This is a genomic window from Sphingomonas albertensis (genome assembly GCF_014358075.1).
In the GTDB taxonomy this organism is placed as follows: Bacteria; Pseudomonadota; Alphaproteobacteria; order Sphingomonadales; family Sphingomonadaceae; genus Sphingomonas; species Sphingomonas albertensis.
On sequence record NZ_JACONT010000005.1, the window covers coordinates 59520 to 72519 of the forward strand.

7 protein-coding genes, 1 tRNA gene and 1 pseudogene are annotated in these 13000 nt (G+C 65.0%); 4 read left to right on the forward strand and 5 right to left on the reverse strand.

Annotated features, from left to right (window positions below):
• Positions 1-19: 19 nt before the first annotated feature.
• Together H8S47_RS03880 and H8S47_RS19255 are read right to left on the reverse strand one after the other, a co-directional pair.
• Positions 20-1123: a toll/interleukin-1 receptor domain-containing protein gene (locus H8S47_RS03880; RefSeq protein ID WP_187502610.1), complete on the reverse strand. Its 1104-nt coding sequence runs from the start codon at positions 1121-1123 to the stop codon at positions 20-22.
• Between the two features lie 434 nt (positions 1124-1557).
• Positions 1558-1709 (reverse strand): annotated as a pseudogene (locus H8S47_RS19255) (transposase); the annotation flags it as partial.
• A 139-nt stretch (positions 1710-1848) separates the two neighbouring features.
• On the opposite strand from H8S47_RS19255, the gene H8S47_RS03890 reads away from it, so the two are divergent.
• The gene (locus tag H8S47_RS03890) at positions 1849-2652 is read left to right on the forward strand and encodes a hypothetical protein (protein ID WP_187502611.1); all 804 of its coding nucleotides are present in this window, start codon (positions 1849-1851) and stop codon (positions 2650-2652) included.
• A 626-nt stretch (positions 2653-3278) separates the two neighbouring features.
• A complete protein-coding gene (locus H8S47_RS03895) occupies positions 3279-4616 on the forward strand; it encodes a site-specific integrase (protein ID WP_187502612.1) in 1338 nt (445 codons plus the stop codon).
• 21 nt (positions 4617-4637) lie between these two features.
• Here the strand turns inward: H8S47_RS03895 and H8S47_RS03900 are convergent.
• A tRNA-Thr gene (locus H8S47_RS03900) sits at positions 4638-4713 on the reverse strand.
• 133 nt (positions 4714-4846) lie between these two features.
• Between H8S47_RS03900 and H8S47_RS03905 the strand changes: the two genes are divergently transcribed.
• Both H8S47_RS03905 and H8S47_RS03910 read left to right on the forward strand, forming a co-directional pair.
• Complete coding sequence (locus tag H8S47_RS03905) at positions 4847-5968, forward strand: PAS domain-containing protein (protein ID WP_187502613.1); 1122 nt, start codon at positions 4847-4849, stop codon at positions 5966-5968.
• Positions 5969-6055: 87 nt separating this feature from the next.
• Positions 6056-10672, forward strand: a complete 4617-nt coding sequence (locus tag H8S47_RS03910) for an NAD-glutamate dehydrogenase (RefSeq protein WP_187502614.1) — start codon at positions 6056-6058, stop codon at positions 10670-10672.
• 159 nt (positions 10673-10831) lie between these two features.
• Here H8S47_RS03910 and H8S47_RS03915 read toward each other — a convergent pair whose 3' ends face one another.
• Together H8S47_RS03915 and H8S47_RS03920 are read right to left on the reverse strand one after the other, a co-directional pair.
• Positions 10832-11941 carry a PepSY-associated TM helix domain-containing protein gene (locus H8S47_RS03915; protein WP_187502615.1) on the reverse strand — a complete coding sequence of 370 codons (1110 nt, stop codon included), beginning with the start codon at positions 11939-11941 and terminating at the stop codon, positions 10832-10834.
• Positions 11942-12126: 185 nt separating this feature from the next.
• Positions 12127-12921 (reverse strand): OmpA family protein, encoded by a 795-nt coding sequence (locus H8S47_RS03920; protein WP_187502616.1) that lies wholly within the window; start codon positions 12919-12921, stop codon positions 12127-12129.
• Positions 12922-13000: the final 79 nt, after the last annotated feature.

Below are 13000 nucleotides of genomic sequence, written 5' to 3' on the forward strand. Positions count from 1 at the left end.
TGTTTCTCCGGGGTAGCGCTCAGAACGGCACATCAGCGTCATCGTCTGCGAAAGCCGCTGCCGACTTCTGCTCTGAGATGACTCCGCGTGAAACCGTGAACTTACGACGGGTGGCATTTTCGAGAAAATAACGGAGCCGCTCATACTTGCTCGTCAGATGCCCAGCGCCATTGAGTTGGCCGTTCCCAGCGAACGCCGCCACGATCTGCTGAAGCTGAGCATCGGTCAGCGACTTAACGCTGGCCTCCATTCGGTTAAACCGCTCCTTGGTATCGGAATAGCTGGGGGACTCGCAGAAGGCAGTAATCAACACCTCGTTAAGGCGCTCCTGCCTCCCGAGAGCCTTCCCGATTAGCGGGAACAGCCCCTTGGCGGCCGCGTACGGGTTATCCATGCTGCCGCGCATCGCCTGGAGATGGGATATAAAGCCAGGCGGGTCTTTGCTGCCTAGCTTGAGCGGCACGATCGGCGTGCTCTTGCCAAGCGCGTATCCAACCTCCTGCTGGCACCAGAGGCTATCCTGGAAGTCGTCCGTCATGAAGACGATCATCGCCTCCATCGTCTCCAGCCCCTTCATGATCTCGTCCCGCCACTCAGCAAGCGGCGCAATCGTGTCGTGAGCGATGAAGCAGGACATGCCATACTCCTCCAGCGCCTCACCGAGTTCACGAGCTTCCTTCTTGTAGAGATCGCGGTGACTGACGAACACACGCGCAAGACCCGGCTTCCAGAACTCGACGGCATCAGGGTTGACGGGTAGCTTTTTGGAGAACGGAACGGCGCGCTGGTATTCGGGATCATTGTCGTCGTTCAGGTCTAGGCGCAACGCATTGAACCACTCGTTGTCGATCCCGTCGCCTAGCGTGTTCAGGTCGGCAAGCAGCCGCTTACGGACCTCCTCCAGCTCGTCCAGCCCCACGAAGGACAGCGTTTCTACTGGCAGGAACAGGACCACATCGTGCCCGTACATGCCGCCATTCCAGTTGTCGTAAGCCGCATCCTCGATCGTGGCGTAATGACAATGCAGGATGATCTCGGAGAGACGGCGCTCACCTGCGTTTTGATAGGTGAGCTGAAGCCGAACCAGGTAGGTCGGCAGCTTGGAAATGAGGTGACTGCTCAACACGGCCTCGAAGGCTTAACAGGCCATCGGGCATCTGCGCAAAGGGGTACGTTCCTTGCGGCACCCGCCTTAGCGAGAAGCGCTAGCTGAGCGAAATGCGCGACATCACCGGCATCGCGGCAAGCACCATCACTGGTGGATACGTCGATCTCTTATCCGCTGATCATGCGAGTCTGAATGAAGGGCAACTTCCCGCAATACCCGCCTCTGAGCTACCATTCCGTTATCTACCAGATACGGGCGGTGCAGCCCCCTGCCCCGTCACCTGAACGAACGTCCTCTTTCGCCGATTGCGCCCCAAAGCGGCCAGACCGCTTTCCACCAAAAATGAGCAATCTGACGATGTAAAACCGACTGAGACTGTTGAAAACGCTTGCGTGGGATCGGCGTCACCGATGGCTGGTAACGAATGGCTTTGTAAGAAGCGCCGCGTATCAGACCGGCGATTCCTGCCGGGCAAGCAGCCGAGATTGTATGTCGCGGCAGCCAAAGTGAACTCCTCGACTGCTCCGGCCAGGCCCCGCAGCTTGAGCGTTCGTAGCTTAAGGTTACGTTTCAGGTGACCGAACACGCGCTCGATCCGCTGACCGGCAAAAATAAAGCGGTTTAGCTCGATACCGCATCATCGTTTCGTACACCCTGACGGGCAAAGCATTTTTAATCACGTCTTGCAGAGTGACTTTTTGTCACTTATGGCTGGTAGCAGTTGTTCACGAGGAAGGCCGATGCCTAACCACGAGCCGATTCTACGCGGCGATATCATGGCCAAGGCTGAAATTCCTCGAGACGTAATGACGTTTTGGGTTCGCGGGGGTGTGCTGCGTCCGATTGCAGCGCCTACGGGGACCGGCTTCAAGCTCCGCTTTCCTTGGTATGAGGCGAATATCGCCGCGATCATGAACCAGCTCCGTATCCTCGGGGTGAATATTGAGGGGATGCTTTCGATAGGCCGCGTCTATCGCGAGGCCATTGCCTATTTCGACGGATTTGGTCTGAACCGTGACCAAGTTTATGGCCTGTGGTCGCTTTTTATCATCGAAGGCAATTTCGTCGCGAGCGAGTTGAAGCGGGCAGAGTTACGGGACCTCGTAAACTCACCAGGCTTCGATCGTGACCAGCACCCGCGCATTGTGGAAGCGTCCGTCGCGCTTTCCGAAGCAGAGCAGCGAGAGGAACTTAAGACGGCTATGCTCGCAGCAGCAGGTGAAATTCACGGAGAAAGGCGCCTGACTCGCGAAATCATCGAAATCCGGGAGAAGATGGAACGCGAGGACTTTTACCGGCACCTGGACGCTTATTTGACCGTCACCGAGCAACCAGACGCGGATGATCCCGCTGGCTACAGCGCCGACCTTGAAGAAATGACCTATTTTTGGCGGACCGGCGAAGGCGAGGAATATCGCTTTGCATGGGGCGCGGAAGCGAGCGACGAGGCCACCGGGGATGGCGCAAAGTCCATGATCGCTGTCGACGTCACAGCCGTTCTATACGAAGTCTGGAACCGTTCGAAAGACGGAACTTCCGCATGATCGTGGGACCTAGCAACCCGGCTGGCCCGTACGCTTCGTTGGAGTCGGTGCCGAGGCCCTGCCCGGTTAGCGAGGCTTCCCAAGTTTTATTGGTCCGCTGGTGGCTGTCGCTACTCGAGGCGTACAGCGTAACCAGCAAGCCGCGCCTGCGACCGCCAAAGGCCAAGCGCACCCGCTAATTTCGACACGTCCGCCCTTACCTTCGCTCGGAACGCGCTTCCGAGAACGTCACCACCTTGCCGGAACGCATTTGATGATGAACGCCAAGTCAATGGCCGCCCCAACAGCAGCTTCCGTTGCAGCGATCGATAATCGGCAGGCTCCGCGTACCGTTCGCGCAACGCCACCCGTCGCCGGCAAGACGCTTAACCCTGACCGCAAGTACAAAGAGCCAAGTAGCCGGAATGGTCGTGTGTTCGAAAGCACGAAGAGCGTCGGCGGGACCGCTGCCAAGGGGGCAGCATGAACGCCCCATCAATCGTGAAGCTAGCAGGGAAAATGACCCGCGCTGCCGAGCGAGGGAAAGGGCTTCGGATAGACTCACCCGACCTCGACCTACTCGGGAGCCTCGGGCTCTTCGACATCATCAATCGCACAGTAGCCGACTACCTGAAAGAACAGACACAATGTCGCGACGCACTCCGCCGCTTTACCAAAGAGGAAAATACTGGCTTGCAGCAGATGAACGGGCAGACGGAACCCTTCGGACCCCCAATCTCTACATCTGGTGGTACGACAGCGAAACGCGACGCGAGCGCAGCACGTCGACGGCTACACGCGACGTAGCGGCGGGCATTCTGGCGCTCGACAGGGTCTACCTAGCTGACAAGAACGAAGCACCAGCGTTCTGCCACGCATGCGGTCAGCCGCTCGCGCAGGCGCAGGCGTATCTGCTGACCGACGCCATCGCAGACTATAAAATCGAGTGGGGCAACACGCGTGCCTCAGCCGACACAATCTCGGGCCGGCTGGCACATGCCGTCGCGTTCCTCGATGCGGAGCAGGCTTTGGGCGCGGAAAGTCGCTTCGGTCACTCCACGAGCTGCGCCACTGCGTGCGGCACCGTCTTCGTCAACGCCTTCCGCGCCTGGTCTCGATTGCAGCCGGTCGAATGGCGAAATGGCAAGGGCGAAGTGACTGTGTCCCGGCCGCGCTCGCCGGCCGCGACCGAGGCATCGATCGCGCAGTTGATCGCCGTCTTAAATCATGCCGCGAACGCGGAGCCTGCGCGCTCCGACAAGCGACCCATCTACAAACCGCTCCCAGCCCGCCAAGTACAGCGGCAGCGCCGCACGCGAATCGGTGTCGAGGAGCTGGCGAAAATGTTCGCCTATGCAGCCGAGCCTGATCGTCAGCGCGGTTCGCTCCACGCTTTCCTCGTTGCTTCGGTCTGCACGATCGCGCGCCCTGGTGCGGTCGTCGACATCAGCGTCGCCCCGGATCGCGAGCAGTGGTGGCCCGGCTCACCGACGATCGACCTCAATCCCCAGGGGCGCACGCAGAACAAGAAACATCGCGCTGTTCTGCCGGTGCTGCCGCTGCTCGATCGCTGGCTGCGCGAAGAATACGAGACGTACATGGCGCTGAAGATACCGGATCGCGCCGGTCGGGGCTGGCTCGTGAACTATCACGGTCGCGCCATTCAAGACGTTGATCGCGCGTGGGATACGATGCTCAAGAATATCGAAATGCCGGCCGGTCGCGAGTGGCGTCCATACCTGCTGCGTCACAGCCTCGCAACGCTCGCCCGCAACAACGGCGCGGAGAAGTGGGATCTGGAAGGCTTCATGGGCCACCGTGCCGGAAGCCAAACCGAGGTCTACGCCATCGGTGAATTCCCGACAGTCGTGCGCGCCCTGAACCACATCATCGCCTCGATTGAGAAGCTTGCTCCGGGCTCGATGCACCGGAACGCTACCGGAGTTGTCGCCGCTGGAAAGCTGGCAGGAGACAAAAAAATGTGATTGTTTTCAACAAGATGTCGATGGTGCCGCTTACAGGACTCGAACCTGTGACCCCCGCATTACGAATGCGATGCTCTACCAGCTGAGCTAAAGCGGCCCGACGACGGATGTCTCCGGTCGAGGGGGCGGCGCATAACAGGGGGTTTTCGCGCTGACAAGCGGTTTGCGTATTTACGGGTCTTTTACCATGACCTCGTATATGCCTTACCGTGAATTTGGGGGCGTTTGGTATGAATACGGTACGCGGGCGAGATGACAGCCGGCCCGGCGCTACGGCCCCCGCGCACGACGTGGCGGACGCAGGCGTCAACGACGTGATGTTCGATCTCGGCGGCGACGAGCGGCGGATGCATGTCCGCGCCTATAATCACTGGGTGTCGCTGCTCGACGGACGCCCCTATCCGTCGATCGCGAACCTCGAGCCCGAGACGATCACCGATTTCGGCCCGCACAGCGTACTGCTCGATTTCAGCCATGGCATGGGCGACCCGAAGATCGCGTATCTCGGTCGGGCGCTGCGCGAGGAATGCGGGCTGGAGGGACCGATTGCGACGATCGCCGACGTGCCGAGCCGGTCGCTGCTGTCGCGCCTCACCGATCATTATCTCCAGATCATCGCCAATCGCGCGCCGATCGGCTTCGAGGCGGAATTCGTCAGCAGCCGTGGGCGCACGACGCTCTACCGCGGCATCCTCATGCCGTTCGCATCGTCCGGCGAAACGATCGACTTCATCTTTGGCGTGATCAACTGGAAGGAACTCGCGGACGCCGACATGCAGGCGACGCTGGCGGCCGAACTCGACGCCGCCGTCCGCGCGACGCCGCAGGCCTCGGGCGAGGCCGCGCAGGTCTGGGCCGATGGTCCGAGCGGCGGCTTCGACAGCGCGGCTCCGGTCATGCAGGAGCTCGTGCTCGACGACCCCCTGCCCTCGGATACGCTGTCCTCGGATACGCTGCCCTCGGGGGTAGTGCCGACCGGACCGCTGGGCGAGCACCTGGCGGTGGCGCGCGAGAGCGCCGCGCATTTCCGTGCCGCCGAAGCCCGCAGCCGCGCCGCGTTGCACAGAGCATTGGGTCGGGCGCATGATTTTGCCGTCGCGGCCGAGGATGAAGGCGACGATCTCGCCGCCCTGCTGTCCACCGCGTGCCTGCCGGGAGAGGCTGCGGCGATGGCGCAGATCGTTAAACTCGTCTTTGGCGCCAATTTCGATACTGGCCGACTCGCGACGTTCACCGACGTGCTGCGGCATGCCCAGCGTCATCAGGTGCCGATCGGCGGGCTGCCGAGCTTCCTCGATGGCTATGACGGCGACCTAACCGCGATCGCCGTTGCCGAGCACGCCGCAGCCTAGGCGTGGCTTAGGTGCGGCGCAGCATATCCCTTCGCACCTGCCACAAGCCTTGAGATAGGCGAATAGCGGGCGCATAGGCCCGGACCTATGGCGAACCAATCGTTGAAAACGCTCACCGAAACCCTTGCGGACCGGTTGACCGAACGGGCCCTTCCGGGCGAACTCAAGGACTTCGGGGCAGCGGAGGTCGCGCAGGCCGCGGCGTTCGTGGCCGCGACTGCCGCGCACCGCGACGACGGTGCGCCGGCGATCGCGATCGAGCCGATCAGTGCGGACGACACGCGGCGGCGCATGCGCCTCGCGATTGTCAACGACGACATGCCGTTCCTGGTCGATTCAATCGCCGCGGCGATCGGCGCGCAGGACATCGCGGTCGATCGGATCATCCATCCCGTCGTCCGCACGACGCGCACGCCCGACGGCACGCTGCACGCGATCGACGCCGACGGCCAGGGCGCGGGCCGCCCCGAATCGATGATCTATCTCGAGATGGAACGCGCCGATGCGCGTGACCGTCGCGGGCTGATCGAGGACCTGACCGCCGTATTGGCCGACGTCCGCGCGGCGGTGACCGACTGGCGCGCGATGCAGGCTGCGCTGGATGACGATATCGCCAAGCTGCCCGAGGGCGAGGGCGCGGCTCTGTTGCAGTGGTTCCTGGGCGGCCATCTGACGCTGCTCGGGCATCAGATCTGGCATCGCGACGGCAGCGGTCACGCCGCGCTGGGTATCGCGCGCAACGAACACCGCGTGCCGATCCTTGCCGAGGCCTCGCGCGCACTCGCGATCAAGTGGTTCGAGGCGGGCAACGACGCGCCGCTGCTCCTGAAGTCGAACCTGATCTCGACCGTCCACCGCGCCGTGCCGCTCGACCTCGTCGTCGTGCCGGTGATGGAAGGCGCCACGGTCGCCGGACTGTCGATCTACAGTGGCCTGTGGACCAGCGCCGCGCTGGCGGCGATGCCGCGCGACGTACCGGTCCTCCGCACGCGCCTCGCCGCAATGAAAGCGAAGTTCGGGTTTGATCCGCGCGGGCATGCCGGCAAGGCGCTGACGCACGCGTTCACCGCGCTCCCGCACGATCTGGTGATCGCGTTCGCGCCCGATGCGCTGGAGGATCTGGCGTTGACCGCGATGAGCCTCGCGGACCGGCCGCGGCCCGCGCTGGTGCTCGTCGAATCGGCGCTTGGCCGTCACCTCTTCGGGTTCGTCTGGTTGCCGCGCGACGACGTCACTACCAGCCGCCGCGTCGCGATCGGCGACATGCTGGCGGAGGCGGCGAATGCGAGCGTGCTCAACTGGTCGATCGCGCTGGAGGACGGCGAGGTCGCGATGATCCGCTACACGCTCGATCTGCGCGGCGATGGCCGGATGCCGGACGTCGCGCCGCTCGCGCTCCGGTTGCAGCGGATGGTGCGCGGCTGGGTGTCGGACGTCGAGGCCGCCCTGGTCGAGACGTTGCCGCCACCGCGTGCGGCGCGTCTGGCGCTCAAATGGGCGGCGGCGTTCCCACAGAACTATCGCAACCTCAGCACGGCGGCCGAAGCTGCCGAGGACATCCAGCGCATCGCCGCACTGAACGATGCAGATGCGCGCGGTGTGCGCCTCGTTCCGGGCGAAGCGGGCACCGATCCGCAACTGAAGATCTACAAGCTGGGTGGTGCCCTCCCCCTGTCCGACGCAGTCCCGGTGCTGGAGAATTTCGGCTTCCGCGTGATCGGCGAATTGCCGACGCGGTTGCGCGACGACAGCGTGCCGTTCGTGCATGATTTCGTGCTGGAGGCGAACGATGCGGCACAGCAGAGCGACGCGCCCGTGCTCGAAGGCGCGATCGCGGCTGTGCTGGAGGGCGCGGCGGAGAACGATGCGTTCAACCGGCTGATCGTCGAACTCGGGATGCGTCCCGAAGCGATCGTGCTGTTCCGTGCGTGGTTCCGGTATCTTCGCCAGGCTGGCTTGCCTTATGGTCTGACCACCGTGGTCGACGCGCTGAGGCGTGCGCCGAAGGTTGCCGCCGCTCTGATCGCGCGGTTCACGGCGGTCCACCACCCCGATCATCCTGGCAACGCGATCGAGGCGGACCAGGCGATCGAAGCGGGGCTCGACGCGGTCACCGCGATCGACGACGACCGTATTCTGCGCGCGTATCGCAATCTGATCGCGGCGACGCTGCGGACCAACGCGTTCACGCCCGCCGCGTCGGAAGCGCTCGCGTTCAAGCTCGACAGCCATCTGATTCCGGGTCTCCCCGCCCCCGTGCCGTGGCGCGAAGTGTGGGTCTATTCGCCCCGCGTCGAAGGCATCCACCTTCGCGCCGGCCCGGTCGCACGTGGTGGCCTGCGCTGGTCCGACCGTCGCGACGATTTCCGCACCGAGATCCTCGGGCTGATGAAGGCGCAGCGCGTCAAGAACGCGGTGATCGTGCCGACCGGCGCGAAGGGTGGCTTCTATCCCAAGCAACTCCCCGCCCCGTCGAACCGCGACGCATGGCTGGCCGAGGGCACCGAAAGCTACCGGATCTTCATCCGCACCTTGCTGTCGATCACCGACAACATCGTCGAGGGCAAAGTCGTCCATCCGGACGGCGTGACGATCCTCGATGGCGAGGACCCGTATTTCGTCGTCGCCGCCGACAAGGGCACCGCGACGTTCAGCGACGTGGCCAACGCGCTCGCGCTCGAACGCGGCTATTGGCTGGGCGACGCGTTCGCCTCCGGTGGCTCGGTCGGCTACGACCACAAGGCGATGGGGATCACCGCCAAGGGCGCATGGCTCAGCGTCCAGCGGCATTTCGCCGAACGCGGCCTCGACGTGCAGAGCGAGAGCATCACCGTGGTCGGCTGCGGCGACATGTCGGGCGACGTGTTCGGCAACGGCATGCTGTTGTCGAAGACGCTGAAGGTCATCGCGGCGTTCGATCACCGCCATATCTTCCTCGATCCCGATCCCGATCCGGCGGCCAGCTGGGACGAGCGCAACCGGATGTTCGCGCTGCCGCGGTCGAGCTGGGCGGATTACGACGCCAGCCTGATCTCGAAGGGCGGCGGCGTGTTCGCGCGCACCGACAAGATCGTGAAGCTGTCGCCCCAGGTGCAGGCCGCGCTCGGCGTGACCGCGAGCGAGATGGAGCCGGGCGCGCTGATCTCGGCGATCCTCAAGGCGCCGGCCGACTTGCTCTGGTTCGGCGGCATCGGCACCTATGTGAAGGCCGCGTCCGAAGCGAACGTCGCGGTCGGCGATCCGGCCAACGACCGGTTGCGCGTCAACGCCGAGGACGTGCGCGTGATCGCGATCGGCGAAGGCGCGAATTTGGGCGTGACGCAGGCGGCGCGTATCGCGTTCTCGGCGCGCGGGGGTCGGATCAATACCGACTTCATCGACAATTCGGCGGGCGTCGACTGCTCGGACAACGAGGTCAACATCAAGATCGCGCTCAACCGCGAGATGATCGAGGGGCGGCTCGAGTACGAGGACCGCAACACGCTGCTCGCCAGCATGACCGACGACGTCGCGCATCTGGTGCTGGAGGACAACCGCCTCCAGACGCTCGCGCTGTCGATCGCGGAAGCGGACGGCGCGGTCACGATGCCGAGCTATGTTCGCGTGATCGAGATCTTCGAAGGCGCCGGACGCCTTGATCGCGCTGTCGAGGGGCTCGCGTCGAACGATATCCTGCTGCGTCGCGGCCAGGATGGTCTCGGCCTCACGCGGCCTGAGCTGGCAGTGCTCCTGGCGACGGCCAAGCTCGGGTTGCAGGATGCGATCGAGCATAGCGACATCGCCAAGGACGACGCGCTCAAGCCCGACCTCCACGCCGCCTTCCCGGCGGCGATGCGCGCGCGGTTCGAGACGGCGATCGACGAGCATCGGCTGCGACCCGAGATCGTCGCGACCAAGCTCGCCAACCGGATCGTCAACCGATTGGGCATCCTCTACCCGTTCGAACTGGCCGAAGAGGAAGGTGCAGCGATGGGCGATATCGCGGCGATGTTCGTCGTCGCCGAACGCCTGTTCGACCTGCCGGCACTGTGGGCGGAGATCGAGACGGCGGTGATGCCCGAGGCGGCGCGGATCGCGCTGTTCGACGAGGTGGCGGTCGCGACGCGCTCGCAGATCGCCGACCTGCTGCGCGTGTCGGCGCCGGGGACGGCACCGGGCGACGTGCTCGCACGGCTGGCGAAGGGCATCACGCAGCTTGACAGCCAGACCGCGGCGCTGCTGCTCGAGGAGGCGAGTGCGCAGAGCAATCGTATCGCGGGGCAGCTCGAAGCGGTTGGTGCGCCGGGCGATCTGGTGCGGAAGGTGGTCCGCTTGTTCGAGATGGACGGCGCGGTCGGGCTGGCCGATCTCGGCGAGCGGATGGCGCTCGACGAGACGGTCCTCACGCGCGCGTTCACGCATCTCGGCCAGGCGCTGGGGCTCGATTGGGCGCAGGCGAATGCCGCCCGGATCAGCCCTACAGATCCGTGGGAGCGCTTGCTGATCGCTGGCCTCGCTCGCGATTTCCAGCAGTTGCGGCTCGAGTTCCTCGCGCGCCGCGGCGCGCAGGATCCTCAGGGCGCTGTCGAGGCATGGCTACTCGCGAACGCCACCCGCGTCGCGCAGTTCAAGGCCGTCATCGACCGCGCGCGTCATGCGGCGGTCCCCAACGCGGCAATGCTGGCGCAGATTGCGGGCCAAGCGCGCGTGCTGCTGGGGCGGTAACTAAAACCCCTGTCCCTTCAGGGGAGAGGGAGAGGTCCGCGCGCACTTTCGCGTGGGAGGGTGAGGGGCATGAGGCTCGGGCGTTAACTCCAACAGCCCCTCACCCTCCCGTCGCCAAGAGGCTCCTCCTTCCCTCTCCCCGAGGGGGCGAGGGAAAGCTTACGCCGCGCGTCGTGCCGCCAGTTCCGCCTTCCAGCCACGCGCGCGCCACCACATGATCACGCCGGTCACCGCCAGCACGGCCGGCAATATCCCGCCGAGAAAGATGATCACCTGCCACAGCGCACCCATGTCGGTGCCGTCGTGGATCCGCCGCATCCACCGCGCCACGCCGCCCTGAGGCCGCGCCGGCGCCGCGGTCGCGCCGCCGGTATCGTCGGCGATCTTCACCCCCACCGGCGTACCTCCGCGCGCGAACGCCACGGTCCAGTCCGCGCTCAGATCGGTCGGCCACGCGACGCTGCGCAAGGGTGCGCCCCCAGCCAACGCGCGCGCCTTGCCGATCGCCACATCGAGCGGCTGCGCGGGTTTTTCCAGCGGTTTCGCACGCATCATCGCCCCGCGATCGGGACCGCCCCTCGGCCGCGAGGCCTCCCCCGTGATCTTCCCGAAGAATTGCGGGAACGAGATCCACGCCCCGGTCAGCGACAACACGAACAACGGCAGTGCGATCCAGAAGCCGAACAGGTGATGCAGGTTCGTATCGACGTCACGATGCCGCCGATACCGCAGCCCGCGCGTCAACTTGCCGATCGTCGGCCACCACAGCCACAGCCCGGTAAAGCACGACACCATCATCGCCACGCCGATCCAGCCAACGATCGACCGCCCGACGCCGGGGAGTTGCAGGCTCCCGTGCAGCACGTGCAGGAACCGCACGAGCCCGCCGTTCGACGGCGAAACCTCCAGCACGCGCGCAGTCGGCGGATCGAGATACACCATCGTCCGCTGCGGTGGCCCCGGCTGCTTGGGCGCACTCCCCGCCGCCGCAGCCGCAATCACTACCGGGCCGCCATCCTCGGGCATCGTCAACTGCGCGATCCGCTCGCCATGCGCGAGCCGAGCCGCGGCCGCCGCGACATAGGCGTCAGGGCTGAGCATCGTCGCTCCCGACACCGCATAGCGACTCGGATCGACGATCCGGTCGAGCGCATCGTGCCACACCAGCGCCGCGCCGCTCAGCGACAGCGGAATGATCAGGATCGCCAGGATAAGCCCGATCCACTTGTGGACCTGGAACCACGCCCGTCGCATCGCCAGCTTGCTCATCACTCGAATACTCCCTGTACGCCGAGCGTGGCACGACAGGCAGGCTCAAGTCCATTCGCCCGCACGCCGGGGGCTCTGTGAGCGAATGTGCAGCAGTATGAACGCGCGTGCAAATAGGGGCATCTTGCCCGCAACGCTTCAAGCGCTTGCCGCTCCCTGAAACCCAAGGAGCGGCAAGGTCGTCTTTAGAACCGATCCGCGCGCTGCCCCAGCAACGTCACCTCGACGCGGCGGTTGAGGCGCATGCCTGCTGCGGTCGCGTTGGTCGCGACCGGATCGCGCTCGCCGTGACCGACGACGCTGAAGCGGGCGCGGACGACGTCCATGTCGTCGAACGCCTGGCGGACGCTGGCTGCGCGGCGTTCGGACAGGTCCTGGTTGTGCGCGTCGGTGCCGCGCGAATCGGTGAAGCCGTCGATCGACACGCGGACGCCGGGGTTCGCGCGCAGATAGCGGGCGAGCGGGCGCAGTTTCTCGATCGCGCCGGGACGAAGCACGGCGCTGTCGGTGCGGAACAACACGTCCTCCTGCAGCGTCAGTGTCGCGCCGCGCGGTGTCTGGCGGAAGCCGTAGTTGCGCATTGCGCCGCGATCCCAGGTGGTCACGGTCTCGACCACGGTGGTGCCGCCACGGCCGCCACGATAACCGCGCGGATCGCGGCCGTACGCGTCCCAGTCGAACCGGTCGCGGCGCGGACCGGCCAGCCGGGCGAATTCGCGGTTGGCGTCGTCGGCTTCCTGGCGGCTGATCCGGCCGTCGCCGTTCGCGTCGAAGTTCGGCATCACGAACGCACGGCCACGCGGTGTATTGCGAAGCTCGGGAAACAGGATCGGCACGCCGGCGCCGACCAGCCGATACCCAGGCCGGGTCCAGGGCGCCGTGCGCGGATCGAAGCGTGCCTGGCCCTGCGCCAGCGCAGGCGCGACGGTCGAGGTGGCCATCAGGATGCCGAGGGCGGCGCGGGCAAGTTTATGGGACATCGTGTACTCTCCGTGATCTTCGATGGGACGGGCTCTGCCCGCGGCCGCTTGAACGCACAGTGACCTCGATTGACAGCCT